The sequence below is a fragment of the Leptospira bourretii genome (assembly GCF_004770145.1).
Classification (GTDB): Bacteria; Spirochaetota; Leptospiria; order Leptospirales; family Leptospiraceae; genus Leptospira_A; species Leptospira_A bourretii.
The window spans coordinates 269638-293358 of record NZ_RQFW01000012.1 but is presented as its reverse complement, the minus strand read 5'-3'; the positions used below and the strand labels follow the sequence as shown (position 1 = coordinate 293358).

Annotated in this window: 23 protein-coding genes; 12 read left to right on the top strand and 11 right to left on the bottom strand. The window is 38.5% G+C overall.

Annotated features, from left to right (window positions below; translation table 11 throughout):
• Position 1 precedes the first annotated feature (1 nt).
• On the bottom strand, positions 2 to 1270 hold the full coding sequence (locus EHQ47_RS08810; RefSeq protein ID WP_135776991.1) for a formylglycine-generating enzyme family protein: 1269 nt from the start codon (positions 1268 to 1270) through the stop codon (positions 2 to 4).
• A 94-nt stretch (positions 1271 to 1364) separates the two neighbouring features.
• On the opposite strand from EHQ47_RS08810, the gene EHQ47_RS08805 reads away from it, so the two are divergent.
• The gene (locus tag EHQ47_RS08805) at positions 1365 to 1976 is read left to right on the top strand and encodes a hypothetical protein (RefSeq protein WP_020776432.1); all 612 of its coding nucleotides are present in this window, start codon (positions 1365 to 1367) and stop codon (positions 1974 to 1976) included.
• 3 nt (positions 1977 to 1979) lie between these two features.
• Here the strand turns inward: EHQ47_RS08805 and EHQ47_RS08800 are convergent, their stop codons facing one another.
• Positions 1980 to 2630 carry a hypothetical protein gene (locus tag EHQ47_RS08800; protein ID WP_135776990.1) on the bottom strand — a complete coding sequence of 217 codons (651 nt, stop codon included), beginning with the start codon at positions 2628 to 2630 and terminating at the stop codon, positions 1980 to 1982.
• A gap of 144 nt (positions 2631 to 2774) precedes the next feature.
• Here EHQ47_RS08800 and EHQ47_RS08795 point away from each other — a divergent pair, with 144 nt between their 5' ends.
• Complete coding sequence (locus EHQ47_RS08795) at positions 2775 to 4058, top strand: homoserine dehydrogenase (protein ID WP_135776989.1); 1284 nt, start codon at positions 2775 to 2777, stop codon at positions 4056 to 4058.
• A 6-nt stretch (positions 4059 to 4064) separates the two neighbouring features.
• Positions 4065 to 4439 carry an STAS domain-containing protein gene (locus tag EHQ47_RS08790; protein ID WP_135776988.1) on the top strand — a complete coding sequence of 125 codons (375 nt, stop codon included), beginning with the start codon at positions 4065 to 4067 and terminating at the stop codon, positions 4437 to 4439.
• Here EHQ47_RS08790 and hflX read toward each other — a convergent pair.
• Positions 4420 to 5979 (bottom strand): GTPase HflX, encoded by a 1560-nt coding sequence (hflX, locus tag EHQ47_RS08785; RefSeq protein ID WP_135776987.1) that lies wholly within the window; start codon positions 5977 to 5979, stop codon positions 4420 to 4422. The two genes, EHQ47_RS08790 and hflX, sit on opposite strands and share 20 nt — an antisense overlap.
• 143 nt (positions 5980 to 6122) lie before the next feature.
• Here hflX and EHQ47_RS08780 point away from each other — a divergent pair, with 143 nt between their 5' ends.
• The gene (locus tag EHQ47_RS08780) at positions 6123 to 8000 is read left to right on the top strand and encodes a HEAT repeat domain-containing protein (RefSeq protein WP_208727415.1); all 1878 of its coding nucleotides are present in this window, start codon (positions 6123 to 6125) and stop codon (positions 7998 to 8000) included.
• On the opposite strand, the gene EHQ47_RS08775 is transcribed toward EHQ47_RS08780, so the two are convergent.
• The 4 genes from EHQ47_RS08775 to EHQ47_RS08760 are packed head-to-tail and all read right to left on the bottom strand — an operon-like array spanning position 7987 to position 12069.
• Positions 7987 to 8388 (bottom strand): response regulator, encoded by a 402-nt coding sequence (locus EHQ47_RS08775; protein ID WP_135776986.1) that lies wholly within the window; start codon positions 8386 to 8388, stop codon positions 7987 to 7989. The two genes, EHQ47_RS08780 and EHQ47_RS08775, sit on opposite strands and share 14 nt — an antisense overlap.
• A complete protein-coding gene (locus EHQ47_RS08770; RefSeq protein WP_135749141.1) occupies positions 8385 to 10280 on the bottom strand; it encodes an ABC transporter ATP-binding protein in 1896 nt (631 codons plus the stop codon). The genes EHQ47_RS08775 and EHQ47_RS08770 overlap by 4 nt, the downstream gene beginning before the upstream one ends.
• Entirely contained in the window at positions 10277 to 10846 is a 570-nt protein-coding gene (locus EHQ47_RS08765) for an anthranilate synthase component II (protein WP_135776985.1), read from the bottom strand. The genes EHQ47_RS08770 and EHQ47_RS08765 overlap by 4 nt, the downstream gene beginning before the upstream one ends.
• A 56-nt stretch (positions 10847 to 10902) precedes the next feature.
• Positions 10903 to 12069, bottom strand: a complete 1167-nt coding sequence (locus tag EHQ47_RS08760) for an acyl-CoA dehydrogenase family protein (protein ID WP_135749143.1) — start codon at positions 12067 to 12069, stop codon at positions 10903 to 10905.
• 123 nt (positions 12070 to 12192) lie between these two features.
• Between EHQ47_RS08760 and EHQ47_RS08755 the strand changes: the two genes are divergently transcribed.
• Positions 12193 to 12936 carry a YebC/PmpR family DNA-binding transcriptional regulator gene (locus EHQ47_RS08755; RefSeq protein ID WP_135749144.1) on the top strand — a complete coding sequence of 248 codons (744 nt, stop codon included), beginning with the start codon at positions 12193 to 12195 and terminating at the stop codon, positions 12934 to 12936.
• A 126-nt stretch (positions 12937 to 13062) separates the two neighbouring features.
• Here EHQ47_RS08755 and EHQ47_RS08750 read toward each other — a convergent pair whose 3' ends face one another.
• Positions 13063 to 13308, bottom strand: a complete 246-nt coding sequence (locus EHQ47_RS08750; protein WP_004785413.1) for a GlsB/YeaQ/YmgE family stress response membrane protein — start codon at positions 13306 to 13308, stop codon at positions 13063 to 13065.
• 88 nt (positions 13309 to 13396) lie between these two features.
• Here EHQ47_RS08750 and EHQ47_RS08745 point away from each other — a divergent pair, with 88 nt between their 5' ends.
• The 4 genes from EHQ47_RS08745 to EHQ47_RS08730 all read left to right on the top strand — a co-directional run bounded on the left by EHQ47_RS08745 (position 13397) and on the right by EHQ47_RS08730 (position 18594).
• Positions 13397 to 14746, top strand: coding sequence for an EAL domain-containing protein (locus EHQ47_RS08745; protein ID WP_135695823.1), 1350 nt, complete (start codon positions 13397 to 13399; stop codon positions 14744 to 14746).
• Positions 14747 to 14755: 9 nt separating this feature from the next.
• Entirely contained in the window at positions 14756 to 15724 is a 969-nt protein-coding gene (locus EHQ47_RS08740) for a response regulator (RefSeq protein WP_244290273.1), read from the top strand.
• 32 nt (positions 15725 to 15756) lie between these two features.
• Positions 15757 to 16539 (top strand): enoyl-CoA hydratase/isomerase family protein, encoded by a 783-nt coding sequence (locus tag EHQ47_RS08735; RefSeq protein ID WP_135749145.1) that lies wholly within the window; start codon positions 15757 to 15759, stop codon positions 16537 to 16539.
• A 90-nt stretch (positions 16540 to 16629) separates the two neighbouring features.
• Positions 16630 to 18594: a M23 family metallopeptidase gene (locus EHQ47_RS08730; protein WP_135776984.1), complete on the top strand. Its 1965-nt coding sequence runs from the start codon at positions 16630 to 16632 to the stop codon at positions 18592 to 18594.
• Here the strand turns inward: EHQ47_RS08730 and EHQ47_RS08725 are convergent.
• Complete coding sequence (locus EHQ47_RS08725; RefSeq protein ID WP_002972927.1) at positions 18581 to 19348, bottom strand: glucose 1-dehydrogenase; 768 nt, start codon at positions 19346 to 19348, stop codon at positions 18581 to 18583. The genes EHQ47_RS08730 and EHQ47_RS08725 overlap by 14 nt on opposite strands.
• Before the next feature lie 108 nt (positions 19349 to 19456).
• Between EHQ47_RS08725 and purB the strand changes: the two genes are divergently transcribed.
• Entirely contained in the window at positions 19457 to 20761 is a 1305-nt protein-coding gene (gene purB, locus EHQ47_RS08720) for an adenylosuccinate lyase (RefSeq protein ID WP_135776983.1), read from the top strand.
• Positions 20762 to 21240: 479 nt separating this feature from the next.
• On the top strand, positions 21241 to 21618 hold the full coding sequence (locus EHQ47_RS08715) for a DUF1801 domain-containing protein (RefSeq protein ID WP_135749816.1): 378 nt from the start codon (positions 21241 to 21243) through the stop codon (positions 21616 to 21618).
• 3 nt (positions 21619 to 21621) lie between these two features.
• Here EHQ47_RS08715 and EHQ47_RS08710 read toward each other — a convergent pair whose 3' ends face one another.
• Positions 21622 to 22281: an alpha/beta hydrolase gene (locus tag EHQ47_RS08710; protein WP_135776982.1), complete on the bottom strand. Its 660-nt coding sequence runs from the start codon at positions 22279 to 22281 to the stop codon at positions 21622 to 21624.
• Between the two features lie 13 nt (positions 22282 to 22294).
• On the bottom strand, positions 22295 to 23131 hold the full coding sequence (gene ygiD, locus EHQ47_RS08705) for a 4,5-DOPA-extradiol-dioxygenase (RefSeq protein WP_135776981.1): 837 nt from the start codon (positions 23129 to 23131) through the stop codon (positions 22295 to 22297).
• Between the two features lie 175 nt (positions 23132 to 23306).
• Here ygiD and EHQ47_RS08700 point away from each other — a divergent pair, with 175 nt between their 5' ends.
• Positions 23307 to 23708 carry an ester cyclase gene (locus EHQ47_RS08700; RefSeq protein WP_208727414.1) on the top strand — a complete coding sequence of 134 codons (402 nt, stop codon included), beginning with the start codon at positions 23307 to 23309 and terminating at the stop codon, positions 23706 to 23708.
• Positions 23709 to 23721 lie beyond the last annotated feature (13 nt).

The window sequence follows — 23721 nt, the reverse complement described above, 5'->3', positions numbered from 1 at the left end:
ATTAATCACGGTAATCCATTACCAATCGAAATCCTGCTCGCCTATCTTCGGATAGGTTGGGAATCCCACCGTAAGATCTAGCCGTTGCCGTCGAATTTTTCGCTGAGTCGGAATATGAACCGCCACGAACTACTTTGTAAATTTTTCCAAAAGAAAAGTTTTTGATATGATGTCCTGGATACAATTGATAATCACTGGATGTCCATTCCGGTGCATTGCCACACATTCCGATTGCTCCATAGGGACTTGCGCCCTCTGTGGATAATTCTAATACAGACTGAGCTTTCCCAATTTTTGATTCTCTTGTATTGCAATATAAAGAATCGTATTCATCTCCAAAAGGATATTTGGTCGCAATGATTTGGTAACCTAAGGTTTCATCTCTGTTGGTGAATTCAATCACACCTGGCCCACGGGCCGCTTTTTCCCATTCCCATTCTGTAGGAACGCGTTTTCCCACCCAACTTGCATACCGCTCCACTTCCCTATAAGTCAAATGGACCACAGGAAAGTCCCCTTCTCCTTCGGGATATTTTCCACCTATCCAATGAGGGGGGCTTTGGGTATTTGTCTGTTTTAGAAAATAAGCATATTCTGCATTTGTGACTTCATACTTATCAATGTAAAAGGATGGGATCTCTTTTAAGCTGGAAGGTTTTGGTTCTAAAAAATAAGGATTAAAACTATCACTGGAAGGATCCGTTCCTTGGCCGTATAAAAAAAGACCTCGGGTAACAAGAACCATCTCCTTTCTATCCTTAGGATGAAAAACAGTTTTTCTAGGGGGAGTAAATCTTCCTTTAAAAAAAGCATCTGGTTCTGTAAAAAAATCTTCTTCAATATAACTAGAAATATAAGCGTCTGTTGTGATCTCTTTCATTTTTGAATCTAGATCAGGTTTGTAATCACCTACTAACACCACTTCAATGAATTGATTTTTTTTATTTATATGTTTCTCTTCCCAAACTGTATCTCGAACCACAAGAGACCCTTGTTTGATATTGGTAAGTTTTTGATACACGGGAAATTCCTTTGTATCAGCAAATAGAGACTTAATTTCAGCAAGTGAAAGTTTGGAAATCCTTTGGTTACGATAAATTCGAACTTTGATCCAAAGTCTATTTTTATAAACACCGACCACTTCGCCTTTCCAAAGTTGAACTTTCCTTTTAGTCGATGCAAAAGGTGATTCTTCCGAAGTTTCCTCTTGTGAAACCAAGGGTGAGATCACAATTCCCCAAACGAATAGAATCATTAACAAGTTTTTCATACTGTCTTTTATCATCATCGGCCTATTTTGCAGAAACCTTTTGATTGAAATTTCCTGTGCATGTATACAATCTGTGGGAAAGGAAAATGCGAAATTGATCGAGTTTCAGTACAAACGAGAGAAGGAAAATATCTTAATTTCCCTCAAAACGGATTCTACCCAGATTGGTACGTTCCACCGAATCGCTACGATCATTTATGCACTTAAAATGGACATCCTTTCCGGCGAACTTAGTACAGTTATTGAGAAAGGCAGAGAATTTACAATCGATTCGTTCATTTTACAAGCAGATGGCGGGGATACGACCCAGGCCGCATTCAAACTTGGAATGATGATGGATTCCTTATTTTCCAAAAATACCAAGTTTGAAGAAATTTTGGAGAAATTACAAATCCAAGAACCAGCCGTTGCGACCTTCTTTCGTGAAACTCCAGAATTTATTTTTAGCGATCTTCCCGAACGAAATGAAACTTGTCTGTATTTGGAAAGTAGTGCGGGAAGAGGTTTGTTGTATTATGTATCTCGCATTTTAATGCAAAACCAAATTAACATTCGTAGTGCGACCATTGAAACGGACTTTGAAACAGGCCGGGCCAAAGATAGTTTCTATTTAACAGATGCATCGGGGAAGATGTTTGCTTCTTCTGATCTTGCAGACAAAATCAGAAGAGAAATTCTAGCCCCGATCCAATCGAACTCTCGTTAGAGATTAGTTTTTACAAAGAACTTTCAAAGAAGTAGCTTTGTCTACTTTGGGAGCCTTTCCGTTAGAAAAACGGTAAGCCAAACCGGACTTCTTGTCCACTTCAGTTTTGGTCCAATATTTCTCTTCGCTAGATTTGATCTCTTTTGGAGCTGTTGCAGCAAATTTTACGAGATCATCTTTAGAAGGAACCACACCACCTACTGATTTACAATACGCAGCTGCTTCTGACCATTTTTTAGAAGCTACTTTGTCTACTAGGAACCCAGCAGTAGATTCTTCTGCAGCGGGAGCCTCTTCTGCTTTTTTCTCAGGTTCTGCAGCCACTGGTTTTGTTTGTGCATCTGCTGGAACAGAAGCGGTCGCCACTGGAGTTTGTGCCTTTGTTTTGAAATATTTCACGTATCCTAAGTACCCGATCGCAAGTACTCCGGCGAGAACCAAAAATAGATACACTCCATTTCCTGATTCTTTTGTTTGGGATGATCCTTCGGAATGAGATACCGGGGATTGAAGGGAAACTTGCGCGGACTCATCGTTTCTGAAAAGCGATGCACTTTCGTTTCTTGTAGATTGTTTCTTAACCGTATTTGTTTTCTTAGCCGCTTTTTTAACAGCCTTCTTCTTAGCGGCAGATGATGATTTTTTCGTTGCCATAATGATAATCCTTATTGCCGAGACAATTCTAATTATAGTTATCACATAAAAACAAAAAAAGCTGAAGAACTTCTTCTCAAATTTGTTTTTTTTTAAATTTTTTTTAAGTGTGTTTCCCTTTCTCCTAAGAAATCGTGATCCTAGATGAAAGAAGTTCGTATTGGTCTATTGGGTGCCGGAGTTGTCGGCACTAGCTTACTCCAACTCTTGGATAAAAACCGAGAAAAAATCCAACGTCATTATGGAATCAACTTACAACTAACGACCATTGCCACCCGTAGCCCGGGAAAACTCCAAGGTAAAACGAACGCTCCAGTAACAGACGATGTACTATCTGTTACAAATCGTTCGGATATCGATATGATTGTTGAATTGATAGGCGGAACGGAAACAGCTTACCAAGCGGTTCGTTCCGCATTAGAAAATGGTAAAACCGTCATCACGGCCAATAAGGCGTTGTTATCCGAAAAAGGTCGGGAATTGTATCCGATCGCTGCAAAAACCGGTGCTGAGCTTGGTTATGAGGCAGCAGTGGCCGGTTCCATTCCCATCATCCGTACTTTACGAGATGGACTCTCTTCTTGCGAATTTGAAGTCATTTGCGGAATCCTAAACGGAACCACAAATTTTATTTTAACCAAAATGGAACAAGAGGCCTGGGATTATGCAATTGCACTCAAAAAAGCACAAGAACTCGGATTTGCAGAAGCAGACCCTACCTTCGATGTAGAAGGGATCGATGCTGGTCATAAAATCAGTTTGCTTGCAAGTCTTGCCTTCCGTGAGTACGTTTCGTTCGCTTCCCTTTCCGTAAAAGGAATTTCCGATCTACAATCTTTGGACATCCAGTCCGCACTTTCTCTTGGATACCGAATTAAACTTTTAGGAATCTCTAAACGAAGTTCGGCGGGTGTTCTCACCAAAGTCCATCCGACTCTCGTTCCTCTCGACCATCCTTTGGCAAATGTGATGAATGAATCCAATGCAGTTTTTTATAAAACTAAAGAAGCCGATTCAGGAATGATCACGGGAAAGGGAGCTGGGGGAATGCCTACTGCAAGTGCAGTTCTCTCTGACATCATTTACTACGCATCCCGACTCGGGAGCAAAGATATCGCAAAAGAAAATAATCTATTTCCGGAAGCGAAAGCATTTCCAGAGCCTGACAATTTGGTTCGTTATTACCTACGTTTTTCCACTGTGGACAAACCTGGGGTTCTTGCTGAAATTTCTCAGGTGCTTGGCCGTCATAATATTTCAATTGCATCCGTCCAACAGAAGGAGTCCACTTCAGAACCTGTGTCTGTGATTGTTGTCACACACGGAGCGACGGAAGGGGAATTTCAAAAATCTCTGCAGGAAATTGATACTATGTCGACCATCATCAAACAGAAAACTGTGGCCATCCGGCTTTTGGAAAAACTGTAACTCGCCATGGCGGATTTACAGTTTCCCTCCCTGGATCTCAAAACAGAATTCATTGATATCAAAGGAGAACGAGTTCTGGTTGTTTCCTTTGTGGGCCAGATCACCAATACCAATGCATATGAGATCAATCGGAATATATCCGTGATCTTCAGAGATTCTGTGTTTAATATCATTTTGGAATTAACCAAATTGGATTATATCAACAGCATTGGAGTAGCGACACTCATCGGTATCATCAAAACAGTAGAAAGCCATCATGGAAAAATTATGATTGGTGGGCTCAATCATTTTCTAGAAAATGTGATTCGGCTAATGGATTTACCGCAGAAGGTTCAGATTTTTAATACCAAACAAGAAGCCATTACAAACTGGGAACCGTAACCTGCGGACTCGGTTCCTTTTTTTTCCAAAGTTCTTCTTCAATTAAATCCAAAAGTTGAGAAAGACCTTCGCGGGTTACCGCAGAAACTAGGAGTGCTTCGTTTTTTTCGAAGGAGGCTCTTGTTTCCTCATCCAACCCGTCTGCTTTGTTAAAAACAACCATTCTCGGAATTTCATTCAATTGTAATGAATTGAGAATTGTATCCACAGCTTCCATTTGTTCCGCATAATTTGCATTTGTGGAATCGACCACGTGGAGTAATAAATCCGCATCCCCTAATTCTTCAAGAGTTGCCTTAAAGGCTTGGGAAAGGTCTGGCGGAAGGTCATGGATAAAACCCACAGTGTCAGAAATAATGATTTCTCTTTCTTCTGGAAAACGAATCCTACGAGTTGTAGGATCCAAAGTCGCAAATAATTTGTCTTCGGCAATGACAGTCGAATTGGTGAGGGCATTGAGCAGTGTTGACTTTCCGGCATTCGTATAACCAACAATTCCCACAATGGGGATTTCGTTTCTAGAACGAGCCTTACGGTTTAATTCCCTACGGCGTTTGAGGTCTTTTAGTTCATTTTCCAAACGAGTGATTTTTTCTTCCACACGTCTGTTTCCAATTTCCAACTTAGTTTCTCCGGGACCTCTTCCACCAATACCGCCCGTTAGGCGACTCATATTGTCATCCAATTCCGAAAGTCGGTTTTTTAAATATTTGAGTTGGGCCAGTTCTACCTGTAGTTTTCCATCTCTTGATTTTGCATTTTTGGAAAAGATATCTAAAATCAGTTGGGTGCGATCGATGATTTTTAAATCACTTGCATCAGAGATTTTTTTGGCCTGGGAAGGTGTGAGTTCCAGATCAAAAATCAAATGTTCAATGTCTTTGTGAACTGAAGTTAAAATGATTTCTTGTAACTTACCTTTTCCCACAACAGTTCTGGGATCGGGATCTCTTTTTTGGACATAGGTATCTACAACATGGATTCCAGCTGTGCGACAAAGTTCTTTGAGTTCTGCCATCGAATGTTCTGGAGATCGTTTCATCTTCCTAACATCATACACACCTACAAGGAAAGCTCGGTTTTCTTTTTGTGATTCTTTGAGGTTGGAAGTTTTTTTTGTGAATTCTGATTCCAGTGCTTCCACTTGTTCCGAGTATCCATACTTCAACTGGCCTGGGTATTGTTTGGGAGAAAGGATCCAAGGTTCCTTTGCATCGGGATCTGGATTGATAAAGGCAGAAAAAAAGAATTTGGGAATTCCATCAGAACCTACACAAGCGGCCGTGATGGAATCAAATCGATTGAGGACAAGGTCCATCAAATCTTCTTGGTTTAACGGATGTTCTTTGAGGTGTGTGTGAAAGAGTCGAAGGCCGCGAAGCCTGGAATGGGCAACGCGATAACGGTCCAAATGAGGAATTTCGATGGAGTGGTCATTCCCTACAATCAAATGAGTGACATAACCTGTCCTTTCGATGAGGAGTCCGACCTGCCTACCAATTTCCACTGAAATCTCACCCACAAGCCTTGCGAGGTCCATGGAGATGATAGAATCCTCCCGAAGTCGCCTTTCTGAGAGAGATTTTAACTTTTTTAACTGGTTTGGCTTGAGACCAGCTAGATTGCCGCTAATTTTACTTATAGTAAGTATCCGATATTCAAAGTATGGAAGTAGGCTATCAGATGTTTCAAAAGGGTCAAGACATAATTTGGAAGAGCAGTTTATGGGTGGTCCTTGTTCTGTTGATAGGTTGTTCCAGTTCCAAACCATACCAGTTAACAGACGTTTCACCAAAGTATAAAGAATACCAAGGAAGTGATTTAGATCCTCATAAAACAAAAAATGTGATCATCCCTGTCACTAATAATCGTAAATATGATGATTTTATACAAGAAGCACATAAGGCCATTGCACTATTAGAATTTGGCGAAAATGTTGCCCTTCGTGCTGATAGCAAAAAGACTGTAGGAGAGCCTGTTACTAAAGAAATGCAGGCCGCCGCCTATTTGGAAGAAGATCTTCCTCAAATAGTATCCAAACTTCCTGGACTTTTACAAACAAACCAAGACTTAATTGATAGCACTCCCAATGATTTTGATGGGCCAGCAATCGGTCGTGTGAGTTATGAATTAGGTAATATTTTAGACTCACTTAAAGAATTTAATTCAAAAGCCATTGGAATCCAAAATGCGATCCGGCATTTAAGATCTGACTCAGGGAACTACAACCAGGGAAAAGAAGTAACTGAAGCAGAGACTAAACCTGTTGTGGCAGATCCTGTGATTGCTCCAGTTGAGGAACCGAAGAAAAAACCGGAAAAAATCATTTTCAAAAAAGAAGATACAAGTTCAAAAATTTCAATTAAAAGACTCAATCGCAAAACAAAAGTTACAGGAAAAGCCAAAGCGAATGAACAAATCAATGAACTAGTCAAAAAAGAAGAGGAAAAAGTTCTTTCTGATGAAGAAAAAAAAGACAGGGAATATACGGAACAAATCCGGAATGGACTAGTCCAAGTATTTCAATGGGAATATTACCGCAAACCTCAGAAACTAGAAAAGATTTTATCCACACATCCTATTCCACGTGTTCGGTCTGCTGCGGCTCTTGCACTGGGTCGTTTGAAAGCAGGCCGGGTCAGTTTACAGAATGCTATCGATAAAGACGGATACCAAGTAAGACCTGCTGCTTATAAAGCATTGTCTGATCTTGGAGACAAAAGATCCCTATCTTATTTTATCGCAGGAACGAAAGCAGAAGATCCAGAAGTGATTGCTGTAAGTTATGAAGGTCTTGGAAAAACAAGAGACCCAGCCGGAAGGGAAATGATTCTCACAACCGGTCTTGCTTCCGAATATGTTGTGATTGTTTCGGGCGCACTCCGAGGTCTCGCTTATCATAAATTAGATGCTGATGTTGAAATTTTTGATAAATTTTTAAAGTCAAACGATAATGAAATCAAAGAAGCGGCACTCGAAGCATTGGCCATCCATGGAAGTCGAGAAAGCCTAAGAATTTTAGAACGAGTTGTGGTAGAAGAACCAAGTCTTGCACTAATGGCTGTTGATGAAATTAGCAAAAATCCAACCCTCTCCGCCACATTTGCTCTCATTCGATTGAATGAATCCCAAACCGATGAAAAATTAAATAAACGAATTGGGGAATCATTACTTCGTCGCAAAGCTTTTGGCAAATATGCAATCATCTTAGTCCAAGATGATTATCTTCGAGCAGAACCAAACGAACGTTCAAGACCGGTGTCTTACATTAAAAATAAAGAAATTGGTTTAATCCTTTCTGAAACGAAAAAGGAATTTGCGGTTCGAATCGGAGAAGATATTTTAACTGATAAATACATCCAAGTGAAAATGGAATCCACTCTACCTGGTGCTCAGGGAGCGTTTGTCACTGGTTGGGTGTTTTATCCAAAACTAGACATTATTGAAGTGAAACAGTTAGGAAGTGATGGAAACTCTGGAAAATATTCCAATTTGAAAAAAGGAAAACACAATAATCTCTTCAACCCAATTGAAGAGATTAAAGTCCCTAGAAAGGAATAGATTTTCCTTTAGAAAGAGCGGTGGGAACCCATTCCACCGTACCTTGTTTGAGTGGGACTTTGGGGATCATCCAATGAAGCCCACAAAACCAAGGTAAAAACAAAGAAGAAAACGGCATCACACCAAACACGTCAAAACCAGTGGAAGCAATCACTAGAACTCCCTTGTAACCAGATTTATAAATTTGGCGCATCATCCAAAGCCCTGATGTTTGGGTTTCCATAGTCACATCCGAAACAATCATATCATAGTTTGGATTTTTTGAAAAAAGGTCATATCCTTCTTTTGCATCCACAGCACGATCCGAGGATATATTTTTGGAGTCGAAATATGATTTTAAATTATTCGCATAACGATCATTATCATCAACGATTAAAACTTTTTTCATATTTGGATCTCCGCTTCCGCAAATTGACTATCGTATAATTTTTTATAAATTCCGTTTTGAGAAAGTAAGGAATCATGATCCCCTTGTTCCTTGATCTCACCCTCTTCAATCACAACAATATTTTTTACACGGCGTACGGTGGAAAGACGGTGGGCAATGATAAAGGTGGTTCTATTTTTAAAAAGACGTTCCAAAGCGCGACTCACCAACCTTTCGGATTCTGCATCAAGAGCGCTGGTTGCCTCATCTAAAATCATAATTTCTGCATTTCGTAACAAAGCACGGGCAATCACCAACCTCTGCCTTTGGCCCCCACTTAAGTCAAGCCCACGCACTCCAATGACGGTATCATAACCGTTTTCCATATTGGTAATAAAATCATGAGCATTGGCAAGACGCGCCGCACGAACAACTTCCTTACGTGTTGCAGCTCCCGTCCCATAAGCAATGTTATCTGCAATGGTTCCGTGAAAGAGAAAAATTTCCTGAGTGACAATTCCAATTTTTTTACGCAGAGAGTTAAGAGAGAAATTACGAATATCGATCCCATCAATACAGATCTTTCCTGCAGTTGGATCAAAGAACCGGGGGATTAAGTCCATAAGTGTTGATTTACCAGATCCACTGGTTCCAACAAAGGCATAGGTTTCACCCAGTTTGATATCCAAGTTGATTCCTTTTAAAACTTCCTGGTTGGTTCCTGGATAAGAAAAATGAATGTCATCAAATTGAATCCCCTTCTCTATTTTTTCGAGGACAACTTCATCTCCATGTTCAACCACTTCCGGATCACGATCGATGATTTCAAAAATCCTTTTCCCTGCTGAATTGGCTTGGGTGATTTTTCCTACCATTTGTGAAAGTTGGGTGAGGGGGCGGAGTAAAAATAACAAGGTAAGCAGGAAGGCCATAAATTCACCTTGTGTGAACTTACCTGAATATATAAATTTGGCCCCCATCGCAAAATAACCAAGCACCACGATGGAAGATGTAAGTTCCACAAGACTTGGTGCCATCTGTAAGTAAAACTGCCCCTTAAAAGTCCTTCGGTACACCTTATAGTTGATGTTATCGAATTTTTTAAGATCTTGTTTCTCTTGGCGAAAGGTTCTGATGACCTTGATCCCTGAAATGAATTCTTGGATATGGCTATTGAGGTCGGCGAGTTTTTCTTGGAACCTTGCCGTAGAGGAAGAAATTTTTCGTGTAAACAAAGTCACCGGCATAATCACCACAGGAATTGTGAGGCAAGCGAGGAGTAATAATTCTGAATTTAAATAAATCAGAATCATTAAATGAGTGACTACATAAAAGAAATTGATGACCGCATCACGTAAGTTACTTGAAATAACAGCGGCCACAATTTCAGCATCATTGATGACCCGACTCATAATGAGTCCCGTTTTTTCCTTATAAAAATAAGTCAGTGGCAACCTTTGGACTTTTTGAAATAGTTCCTGGCGAATGTCTCGAACGGCCTTATACCCAGCGGTAGCGATGCAATAAACAGATAGAAGATAAGTCCCTAGTTTTAAAAGATATAGTGGAAAAACTGCAATACAAACTGCCCAGACTACTTCCTTTGGCTCCATGTCTTCTGTGAATTCGTTGATTTGAAGTTTTGCGGAAATGATCAGACGTTTGATTCGTTCCAATCCATCCAAACTATCAGTCCCTAAAAGAACCTCTTGGACTAAAATTGTTTTTTCAGGAAGAGTTAAATCTAAGTGAAAGCGATTATTTTTGTCTCCACCTAACGAATCAAATAAGGGAATCAGTGCAGTTAAAGAAATACCATTCAAAACAGCTGTCAAAAGTGCAAACACAAGCCCCAATACAAATCGTTCTCGGTAATGCACAGAATAGGACAAAAGTCTAAAAAAATATTTCATGTGATGACTTCCTCATAGAAGTTACGAAGTAAGGTTTCCCCATGTTCGGTGAGAATGGATTCTGGATGAAACTGAACCCCAAAGACCTTATTCCATTTTCTGTGACGAATTCCCATTATGACTCCATCCTTTGTTTCGGCTGTCACTTCCAATTCATTAGGCAAAGAAACTTTCGACACAGCCCAAGAGTGGTACCGGTTGGCCATAAATCCATTGGGGATGTTTTTAAAGACACCCTGGCCATTGTGGATAATCTCGGAAGGGCGTCCATGGAATATGTCTCTTGTTTGTTCGAGTTTGGCACCAGTGACTTCTGCCAAAGCTTGGTGACCCAAACAAATACCAAGAACTGGCAAAAATTCATAGAAGGATTGTAAATGAGAGATTAGTTTTCCAGAAGTTTTAGGAAGCCCAGGACCAGGTGATAAAACCACTGCTTTGTATTTTTCATACAAATCTGCCGGCAAATCTTCATCATGGCGTATTACAGTTGTCGGTGTGATTTGGTTCAGGTATTGGTACAGAATATAAGTGAATGAATCGTAGTTGTCGATGAGAAGAAACATACTAGGAGAGGACAAGTGGAATTGGAATCCAACCCACTTGTCCTAAATCCAAATTTTTATGCGTTAGGAGTTTCGATCCCAACTCCGTCATTCAGAAATTTGGAAATGATCACACGTTGGATCTGTGAAGTTCCTTCGTAGATTTGGAAAATCTTTGCATCACGCATCAATTTTTCTACTGGGTATTCTTCGTTGAATCCGTAACCACCAAAGATTTGTACTGCATCTGTTGTCACACGCATTGCCATATCTGCACAAAATACTTTTGCAATGGATGCTTGGTAGGTATTTCTAAATCCGTTATCGATTAGCCACGCCGATTGCCAACAGAGAAGTCTTCCTGCTTCAATGTCACGAGCCATTTCTGCGATCATAAAACTAACACCTTGGTTCACAGAGATTGGTTTTCCGAACGCATTACGCGTGTTTGCATATCGAATGGAATGGTCAAGTGCAGAACGAGCCACACCCACGGCTCCAATCGCTACAGCAGGACGAGTTTTGTCAAAAGCACCCATGGCAATTTTGAATCCCTCACCCTCTTTTCCGATCATGTTTTCTTTGGGAACTTTTACATCTTCAAAGGTAACACCACGAGTATCGGAACAACGTTGTCCCATATTTTTTTCTTTTTTACCGATGATGATTCCTGGAGTTTTGGCATCTACGATAAAGCCTGTCATACCTTTATGGCCGGCATTTGGATCTGTTTTTGCTAAAACAAAAAACCAATCTGCATGACCTGCATTTGTGATCCACATTTTGGATCCGTTGATGATGTATTCATCACCCACTCGTTTTGCTGTGGTTCGGATCCCAGCTACATCCGATCCGGCACCTGGTTCAGTGACCGCATATGCAGCGAGAGTAAAAGTTTCCGTCATTGGTTGTACGAATTTTTTCATTACGTAATCATCTGCACCTAACAATACTGGAGCGAGTGCAAGATTGTTGGCTAGGATGGCAGTTGCCATCCCGGAACATCCATAAAATAATTCTTCCGAGGCAATGAGTTCGTCCAAAACACCAAGACCTGATCCACCATACTCTACTGGAATATGCATATTCATCAGACCTACATCAAAAGCTTTCTTTAAAATTTCTTTGGGGTACTCACCTGTGTGGTCGTGGTGTTCCGCCTTGGGAATCATTTCATTTTTGGCGAAATCTTTAGCTAAATCGCGGAGGGCTTTTTGTTCATCGGTGATAGAAAAATCAATCATGGTGTGCCTTATAGATGTTTTTTTACAGTACTTTGGAATTTTCTCTCTGAGTCAAGAAACTAGGATGACTTAAATCTGTTGAAAAATCTTTTGAATCCAAAATCCTAGCCTTGGGAGAAAACAATGTCAGGACACTCGAAATGGGCGACGATTCGAAGAAAAAAAGGGGCCATTGATGCGAAAAGAGGGGCCATCTTTACGAGGATTGCCAAAGAAATTTCCGTAGCTGCCAAAGAAGGTGGTGGAGACCAAGAAGGAAACCCAAGACTTCGCCTAGCGGTCACCAAAGCAAAGGCTGCCAACATGCCAAAAGACAATATCGAACGGGCTATCAAAAAGGGAACAGGTGGTTTGGAAGGTATGGTCTATGAAGAGTGTCTGTATGAATGTTACGCACTCGGTGGAGTTGCCATTATGGTGGATGTCCTCACTGATAAAAAATCCCGTACTACTCCTGAAATTAAAAGCATTCTAACCAAACTTGGTGGTTCCCTTGCCAACGCAGGCGCGGTTTCTCGCCTATTTGAGCGCAAAGGGCAAATCACACTCAAGGCAGACCAAATTTCCGAAGAAGCTCTTTTTGATCTAGCACTAGGTGCCGGTGCCGAAGACATCCAAGTCAATGATGGAATGTATACTGTGATCACAGCTCCTGCTGAATACGAAGCGGTTCAATCGGCCCTTTCCACAAAAGGTCTGAATATGGAAGAATCGGAAATAAAATACATTCCCATGACCACTGTTGAAGTGAACGACAAAGAAACAGCAGAAAAGATCATGAAGTTAATTGATAACTTAGAAGCCAATGACGACGTCCAAGGTGTGAGTTCTAACTTTGAGTTAGGTGATGGAGTGGAACTCGATTAACCTACCAGCGGTTCGAGTCAATTCTGACATGAAGTAGTGACAGCAAAATGATAGGACGATTTATGTCGCCCTGTCATTTCTGAACTTGGAAGGGATACATCCTACAAGAGAATCTTTCCCATAGGTTTATCTTTTTTTGATCATTCCTGCGATGAAGATGAGTAGAATGGCTCCCACCACTGCCACGATGAGTTCCGCAATCAGGTTATTTGTACTAAAACCAAAAAACCGAAATACAATCCCTCCTAAAAAGGAACCGACAACACCGATCACCAAATTGGCAATCAGTCCAAATCCTTTTCCACGCAAAATACGACCAGCAAGCCAACCTGCTACAAGACCAATCAGTAAAAACCAAATAAAACTAAACATAAGTTACTATCCTTGTTGCCTTTTCTTTTGAATTCTCATAAATTTACAAGAAGTCGTTAGAGAATCAATTCATATACGAAGGCTACATTTGAAAAATCAACTTTTAACAGGTCCCTATTATTTTGGTATGAAGGACTTGGACGTGTTTAAAAAACATTTTATCCAAGAGAACCAAGGGAAACCTCTTTTCCTCATTCGTTTTGAAAACATTACCGGCATCGAACTCACAGATTTTTTAGATCTACTGCGAACCGATTTTTATTCCTGTTTGGATTTAGAAGACATTAGTTTTGGATTTCATTACATAGAAAAACAGAATATTTTAATTATGGGAATCTCTCCGCTTTTCGAATGGGACATTGAACGATTTCCAAATATAGAAAATTCAGTTGGTAAATTCCAACAACAATGTTTACAAAATAAAATTTTATCATTTCATTTTGGGGTTTCAAGAACCCAATCTAATTACATTTCCGATAGTGATGAAATTTATAAAGAACTCTATAAATCCTCTGAAAAAAACCTTAACGACAATTTAGTACGTTGGAGTTGGACATATTATAACAAAGCCAATACATATATATCTGGATCAGTCCATGAAGCCATGATCCAACCCACAGTTATTTTTAATCCAAAAGATAAAACTTATGCTGTGAAAGGAGGAGAAGTTTTCCTTGGAGGTGGTGCTTATATTGGTTATAAAGATTTGATCAATGACATTCCATCCGACCAAGATTTAAATCGTATTGAACTTTTGATTTTGGAAAAATTGATCATAGCATGCGAAGGGGCACCGGGTTTATTAAAATTCAATATTTCACCACAATCTTTAATCGATACTTTTTCCAATATGGATCGAGTGAATCGACTCAAACGACTCATTCAAAATAAAGACCTCCTGACTGAAAATATTCGATTTGAACTCGTAGAAAAACCATATGACGATTCCCACTTTCCACTAAAAGATGTATGCCATGCATTTTATTCCCACGGAATGAGTTTTGCTGCGGACGACTTTGGAGTCAAAAGCCAATCTCACCAAATTGTTTTGGATCTCGGAATTATGATCAAAGAATTCAAATTAGATCCCATCAGTTTTAAATTTAAAATGGAAGAAGACCAAATTAAGTTTTTGGATAACTTGGCATTTATCGATTATTGTAAACGCCTAGCTGATAACCGGGAAGCTGTGATTACTGCAGAAGCCGTGGAGGATTACGATACTTTACGATTTCTTATGGAGCACCAGGTCTACCAGTTCCAAGCGAATATTTTATTTGGAAAAATGACTGTCTCAGATTATAAAAGAGATTTTGAACTTCTGCACTCAATTCACGAGGATGTCGTGAAAGAAGTATTGACAGATAAAATTTTGTCAGAAAAACAAAAGAAAGTCGGAAATTTGTTTCGAGTTGCATCAGAAGAAGGTTTAATTTAAAATTCATTTATGCATTTCATCATGGCCATTGAAAACGATCCAAATTCAGCTCAGGATTTGGAAAATATCTTTCTTGGTTTACGCCAACGAGTTGTCATAACAAAATTTTCGCAAACAGTTCAGGAGTACGTAAAATCCTCAAACCCTGATATTATATTGATGGGTTTGTCTTTTAAGGACAAAAAAGAATTAGAATTTGTTTTAGAACTTCGCCGCGATGTAATCACACATAACATTCCTATTTTGGCGATGATTCCGAAAGAAGATACAAACTTTATTACAAATCACAAAGCTCTTGGATTTACAGATTATATGGTTAAACCATTAATCAAACAACCTCTCCTTGATAGAATCCATTCGCACGTTGAAGAATATAAATTCAGCGAATCTTCTAAAACAAGAGACAATATGTCTTTTGTAGTTGTGGATCGGGGACATGGAAGAGTTCTGTTTCAGTGCCGTGCCAATCTCAAACGTTATGTATTTCCAGAATTTAAAAAGATATTTACACCAAATTTTTTGAAGTCCATTCATGCAGAACGAATTTGTTTTGACGTTCGAGTTGTTCCCGAACTTGGCAAAGAAGAAGTAGATGTATTCGAACGAGTAATGAAACTTTTTTCTAATCACGAAAAGGTTGTGTTTATTGCTGGTCGTCATATGGGAGCCTTCATTGAACATGCGTCAGATGATGAAAAAATGTTAGTATTTATGGCTCCAAACGAATTCGATGAATACGTTAAAATGGAAGAACAGAAAAAAGAAGAACAACGTAAAAAAGAAAAAAAGGATAAATTTACAAAAGAAAGTGGCAAAGAGAACCCACCAACACCTCCAACCTCTTTAGGTGATGTAAAAATTGAAATTCCGATTGGTGGTGCACCAATCCCAGTTGTGCCTGAAGAACCAAGTAGTTCTGAACCACCAACCGAAACTCCATCTGATTCTGATTTATCTAAAAAAACTCCGCAATCATAGATTTTATAATAACAAAACAAAAGAAGTAACCAATGAATTACAAACGTGAAGTCATCGACATTCCAAATGGAAAAGGCGAAATCATTCGCTTTCAAATGAACGACCAAAATTCACTCACAGGTCAAAACATGAGAGATCTCGGTGAAATTTTAAATGAAATCAAAGCCGACAATTCCAAACGAGGTGTGATCTTAACCACAGACAATCCTAAGTTTTTTTGCAATGGCCTTGATGCAGAAAACCTACTATCTACCAGTAGAGACAAACTCATCGATGAAGTTGGTGGTATTGTTATCTTATTTGGTGAGTTAGTTAAATTTGATAAACCTCTTATCACCGAAGTTACTGGTCATGCGATGGGTGGTGGTGCCGTCATTACTGTTGCTTCTGATTTTAAATATATGTTGGATGGAAAAGGAAGGATTGGTTTTACAGAGGTAAATGTTGGACTTCCACTTCCAGGAAGTTTTATTGATCGCATCAAAATGTGTGTGGATCCTAGGTATTGGGCAGAAGTATGTTTGGAAGGAACAACTTACAAAGGTGCAGAAGCTAAAAAAATTGGCCTCGTTGATGAGATTGCACCAACTCCAGAAGAGATTCGTAAAATTGCTTTAAAGAAATTGGAAACACTTTCAAAAGTTCCGCAAGCAGCATACCGAGCGACAAAGAATACTTTGAATGGAGCACTGATTGCACACCTAGAGCAATATAAAAAAGACACAACCAAATCCTTTGAACAACCAGGTGTCGTTGATAATTTACTCGAAGCAATGACTGCTTTGAAAGAAAAACGAAGACCTGTTTTTAAATAAAATTTCTGAGAACGAGGGGAAATTTTAGAAACACCCCTCGATTCTTATAAGTCTTTTCACCATAAGCGCCGAAAATTATAATGAAATCTGATGTTGCGTTCTTTCGTATTAGTACTTATCGTTTGTTTTTTCCCTCTCTCTGCAATATCTATCTCTGATTTCCCACCTGGGTTTGTATTAAAGAATCCTTATATTTGGCCAGTCAAAGGATATGATTCCATTACGGGAACCTTTGGAGAATTTAGAACGGGCCATTTTCATATGGGACAAGACTTTTCCACGGGAGGAAAAATTGGAGTCCCAATTTTGGCTGTGGCAAAAGGGAAAGTCACTAGAGTCCAAAGAAGATGGACTAGCATTGGTTATGCGCTTTTTTTGCAACATGACGATGGAATGACTTCTCGTTATGGCCATTTACATAAATTTTCTCAGAAAATTATCAAACAAATTTTAAAATCAAAACAAGCAAAACGATATAAGGACAGAACTGATTTTGACATTGCCCTGCCCGAGGCGGTAGACTTTGAAGCAGGAGAAACCATCGCATTTTCTGGTGATACAGGTGTTGGCCCACCGCACCTCCACTTTGAACTTTTTAAAGACAACGTTTATTATAACCCCGTCCACTACGGTTTGGGTTATAATGTTGCGGAACCAATTGTGTTCAATGCTCTACGGATTACACCACAAACTCCTAGAACTTTCATCAATGGTAGAAATGAAACTGTAGAAATACCTTTTTATGAGGCCAGTGGGAACAGATTCGAATTGTCCGAGTCACCTACACTTTTTATCCAAGGCAAAGTGGGGATTCAAATAGCAATCCATCAAAAATCAAATAGCAATCGTCTTGGAATTTTCACCTTAGATATGTTAATTGGTGAGAACGTTTTACAGGGTTTCCAATTTTCAAAAATCTTAAAAGAACATACAAGAAAAAATGTTCTATTATATGATAGTTCCGTGAGTAAACCCAATGGAAATCCATTTTCCTATTATTTGCACACAAGAGATGGTAACGATCTTCTTGGAATGCGAAGTAATGGAAGAGAACAGGGCCTACTCGATAGCGAACAAATGAGAATGGGAGAACCAAAAGAAATCACAATCCGCGCCACTGGTATGGGTGGACAGATGTCTTTTGCATCCTTTTATATTCTAAAGGACCAAGGTGATTATAGTCATATTGTCACTAAAGAATGGAAATACAATGTATACTACGATCGTTATACGACTTTCAAATCGAAAGATACAAAAGTAGAATTGTTTTTTCCTGTGAATGCTGTGTACTCAAAAGCATTTTTTGAAATAGAAGCCCAGGAACAAATTCAAATCAACACAAAAGGTCTCAATCAACTTTCGAGTGTATATAAAATTGGTCCTGATTTTAAGGATTTTAATTTAGGTTATGATCTTTATGTGAAAGTTCCTAAAACAAAAGACATCAACTCTGCAGACTTATATGAAGTGTTGGCTGATGGAAATGTAAAAAAAATCAATGGATCTTCTTTTAGTTCTTGGGGCCAATTTTTTAAAGTTAGATTGCGTAAAACGGGGCTTTTTGTTGTTTTATCAGACCAAACTCCTCCGACCATTTACTTACATGAGTTAATGAATAAAACAGTCTATCCAAGAGAAGATTTTGCTTTGTATCTAAAAGCTGTGGATGTTGGATCAGGAATTATGCCAGACGGGTTTGACATCACAGTGGATGGAATTCCCGGCAAAGCCGAATTTTTTCCCAAAGATGGTCGTTTGGAAATCTTCGAACCAGAAATTTTATACGAACCAGGGAAACATACTGTGCTTGCGAGTGTCAGAGATTTTGCAGGAAACTGGAGTTCAACGGTTCGTTATGATTACGAAATTCAAACACCGCCAGTTCCGGAAGAAAAGAAAAAACCAACTACAGATCCACTTGTGATTGAAACTACCAAAGAAAAAAAAGCAGTAAAAGATACAAAAACGAAACCATCTTCGCCTAAGGTGCAAAAGGCGGTCAAACCGATTGCAGTCGCACCAAAGGCAAAGGATAAAAAATCTACATCCCGATAGCCGCACCACCGTCTACACGGAGATAAGTTCCAGTAATGTAAGATGCATCGTTGCTTAAGAAAAATTTCACAGCAGATGCGATCTCTTCTTGTTTTCCTGGACGTTTGAGTGGGATCACAGAAGGATCAGTCAACTTGTCTTGTACTTCTTTCGAAAGTGTTCCAGTCATTTCAGTTTGTACATAACCTGGACAAACTGCATTCACTAGTACGTTTCTTCCTGAAAATTCACGAGCAGAAACTTTTGTTAATGCAATCACTCCCGCTTTGGAAGTAGAGTAGTTCGCTTGGCCTGGTTGGCCAGTTAATCCAGAAACAGAAGAAATGTTTACGATTCTACCAGAGTCAGATTTTAGAATGAGTTTACTTGCGGATTTAGTCATAAGGAAAACTCCCTTACAGTTCACATCCATCACAAAGTCATATTCTTGTTCAGACATACGAATGAGAAGGTTGTCTTTCAAAACACCTGCGTTGTTCACAAGAAAATCCAATTTACCAAAAGCCTCTTTTGTTTTGCTGATAGCAGCATCACAGTCTTCTGGTTTTGTAACGTTACAAGCAACTCCAATTGCTTTCACACCAAATTTAGCTTCTACTTCTCTTGCAGCTTCTTCAATTTTTTCCTGATTCAAATCAACAAGCACCAAACTTGCACCATGCGATGCGATTCGGTTTGCGATTGCTCTTCCCAAACCAATGGGAGAGGCAGCTCCCGTTACCAGTGCTACTTTTCCTTCGAATTCTTTGGACATATGCCCCCCTAGGATTTATTACTAGATTCTAAACTTGAATTTCGAACATCGTTCGGCAATCGTAAAATTCCCAGTTGAAAGAGAAGTTTCTAATGAAAGACTGCCCTTATGATCGATCGATACAGCCATCCAGAGATTTCTGCCATCTGGGAATTAGAGAACAAATTTAAGATTTGGACAGATATTGAAATTTATGCCTGCGAAGCCCGCGCCAACCGTGGAGAAGTTCCCAAAGAGGACCTAGAAACCATCAAACAAAAGGCAAAATTCAATGTAGATGAAATTCTAGAAATAGAATCAAAAGTACATCATGATGTTATCGCCTATTTGACAAACCTAAACTCTTATATAGGACCAGCAGGCCGACATGTTCACTTTGGCCTCACATCTAGTGACGTTGGTGACACTGCACTTTGTGTACAAATGGTCCAAGCCATGGATCTTCTCATCCAAAGAACCGAAACTCTTTTAGAAACCACAAAACAAAAAGCAAAAGAGTACAAAGACCTTCCTTGTATCGGACGTTCTCATGGAATCCATGCAGAACCAATGACACTTGGTCTTAAGTTTGCTCTTTTCTATGCGGAGATGACTCGAAACTTAGAACGGATGAAAGATGCCCGCGCACAAGTGGCCGTAGGGAAATTGTCTGGTGCGGTCGGAACTTATTCTAATATTGATTTAGAAATTGAAGAATATGTATTAACCAAACTTGGATTAACCGTTGATCCGATTGCTACACAAGTTATCTCACGAGATCGCCATGCGTTTTATATGTCAGTGCTTGGAGTGGTTGCTGCCAGTTTAGACCGAATGGCAACTGAAATTCGTTTGTTACAAAAAACGGAAGGCCGAGAAGTAGAAGAACCATTTGCCAAAGGCCAAAAAGGATCCTCTGCAATGCCTCATAAACGTAACCCAGTGGTTTGCGAAAGAATTTCTGGAATCTCCAGAGTGATTCGTTCCAATGTAAACGTAGGATTACAAAACGTAGGGCTTTGGCATGAACGAGATATTTCTCATTCTTCTGCCGAACGAATTGTACTTCCTGATTCTACTATTGCACTGGATTACATTTTGGAAAAAATGAATTTTGTCCTAAAAGGACTTCATGTGTATCCTGATGCTACAGAACGTACATTAAATGTAACACGTGGACTAATCTTTTCACAAAAAGTATTGTTATGGCTAATTGAAAAAGGCGGAATCACTCGTGAAGATGCCTACTTAATCGTTCAAGAAAATGCAATGGCAGTATGGGCAGACCAGTCCAAAAATCTTCGTGACCTTTTAAAACAAGATCCAAGATGTTCTGCCATCCTCAAAGAAAGTGACCTGGATGAAATTTTCCAAATCAAACCTTATTTGGAAAAAATCCCACTCATCTTCAAACGATTAGGGATTATCGATTAGATACTTATATAAAAAAGCAAAACTAAGATTTCAAAAAGGATTAGGTTCTTACAGACCTAGTCCTTTTTTTTGGATTTTTATCTTTTGTTTTTAAAAACTTTTAAAAAAAGAGCCGGATGATATACGAAATACGCATATAAGTTTTTATGTAAAATAGCGTATAAAAAATTCTATAGGAATTATTATCTTGTCTATTCATTTGGTTACCAAACATACGACTGTATGGAACAGAGTAAATTTTCAAGATTCACCCTTTGAAAAAATGCTATAATAATAGGTTCAATACTTACTTTACTCGAGGGAACAATCAATTTTATTGCTGATACAAAGACTCAAAGTTTAATTTTCATTCAATCTATGTTATTTTGGCTTTTTTGTGGTGCCATTGTCTACTGATCCAACTCTGAATTTTCTAACTTTGCTCACTCTATATTGTGGACTTTTTTTTATAAAAATCCATAAATAACTAATTAACTAAAATGGATAAATTTGAAACTTTTTATCAATCTCTCACAAAAAACGAATTTCAAATTGTTTCTAAATTAAAAGAGATAGTTTCAATTTTTCCTTCTCTTAAAGAAAAAATTTCTTATTCTGTTCCATATTATTTTAAAAATAGCAGGATTTGTTTTATTTGGCCAGCCTCTATAAAACCAGGACCAAAAGCTGGTGTACAATTCGGATTTTGTAATGGCTATTTAATTAATGATAAGCATAATATTTTAGAAAAAGAAAATAGAAAACAAGTTTATTGTATTACCTATCATCATCCAAATCAAATTAATAAATCTTTGCTAATCGAATATCTTGAAAATGCAATTGCAATTGATGAAAGTTTATTTAGCAAAAATAAATAGTCCTTAGTTAATTTTCCCCAATTCCGTTTCCAACCATTGTATCAAATCCTTTAACATTTCTCTGTTGATACTATGACCTTCTTCATATTCCTGATAATGAGGCCGAATGCCAATTGATTCCAAATATTGTTTTACTGAGCGCGCATATTCAACCGATAACACTCGATCCTTGGTTCCATGAGAAATAAAAATCTTCTTTTTTAAAAGATCATCTGTGATCTTTATCATTTCTTTATTCTCTTCCAACAACCTTCCACTTAAGGCAATAATTCCTTTGATTTTATCTGGATAAAGTAATCCAATGGAATATGACATAATGGCTCCTTGACTAAAACCACAGGTCCAAACATTGGATTCATCATATTGATGATTTAATTTAAGATAATCCAAAAAATCTAATAAAAGCTTTCTACTCTCTTTTTCTTGCTCCAAATTGATCTTAGGTTGGCCTGTCGTGAATAATACTTCATACCAACCAAAACTATTTGGACCCAAAGATATAGGGCCGCGGAGTGAGACCACCAACAAAGAATCAGGTAGATAATTTGATAAAGAAAATAAATCTTCTTCATTACTACCAACGCCGTGTAACAATAAGAGGAGAGGGGGATTCTCAGTTGTTACCTTTGGTTTTCGAACTAAAAATTCGAGTGGCTTTTCCATTTTATACCTTATCCTAGTTCAAATGTGGGTCGAGTCTTACTGAAGTCATAGTTAAAGCACCTGCTACCGGTTTATCATTAAAAAATGATATGGTATCAGAATCGAGTTTTGTTCCTAATGTGTATAACAATGGCAAATAATGTTCTGCTGTTGGGATCGCCCATTCAAATTCTTTTCCATGATTTCTAATTTGAATTAAGGAATCATTATCTCCCTGTAAAATCCAATTTTTAACCTTCTGATTGACTTCCATTGCCCAATCAAATCCATATACTTCGTTTAGCCTATCCCAAGCCACCATACGCAAGTTATGTACAATATTTCCACTTGTTAAAATGAGCACACCGTGGTCCCGTAGAGGAGCCAACTCTTTTGCCAATTGAAAGTGTTTTTCTGGCGAAGTTTTATAATCCATACTTAACTGAACGATTGGAACATCAGCATTGGGATAAATATGTTTGATGACACTCCATGCACCATGGTCCAAACCCCATTCGTAATCTAATTTTATATTTTGAGATTTTACCAACGACTGAACCAGTTTTGCAAGTTCAGGGCTACCAGGAGCAGGATACTGCACATCAAATAGTGCTTTCGGAAATCCACCAAAGTCATGTATGGTGGGAGGATTTTCCATGGCGGTCACAAAAGTGCCATCGGTTACCCAATGAGCGGAAATACAAAGAATTGCTTTTGGTTTGGGAATCTTAGAGGAAAGATTTCGTAATCCTTCCACAAATTCATTTTCCTCAATTGCATTCATCGGGCTACCATGTCCCAAAAAAAGGGAAGGCTGAGTTTCTGAACTTTGAAAAATACCCCAATTTTCTTTGTTTTCTTCGTGATTCATCCTGGTTTCTGGAATGTTTACCTTCCAGCTCCTCTATTTAGATAGTTTAATATTAAATCATTTATTGTCAATCTAGTTTCCATCTTAGGGAGTAAATTTCTTCTTCTCTAAGTTTGCAGTTCATCCTAAAGTACCAAAAATATAGTCTGACGAAAATGGAAGAGTGAATACAAATATGCAAAATAATAATGAAAAAATTTCGTTCATATTGAACGAACTAATTACAAATCACAGTACAACATCAATCCAAGAAGTTTTTTCTAACGAATACATTGTTCATACTTCTAAAAAGGATTATCAAGGGCATAAAATCATCATCAAGTGGACGAAGGATTTACATAATTTTTTTGCTGATTTAAAAATAGTCAAAATTCAATTCTTAGTACAAACAGAAGAATTCATCGTATGGAAAAGAACCTTACGCGGAAAAATAAAACCTTCAAAGAACAAAAACTTAAAACCAGGCAAATCCATTCAATGGAATGAAATGATTGTTTCAAAATTTAAAAATGGTTTTATCATAGAAGAATGGAATACTTCCGAATTTCTCGGTGCACTTATTTCCAAACAAAATTAAATCAAAAATTCTA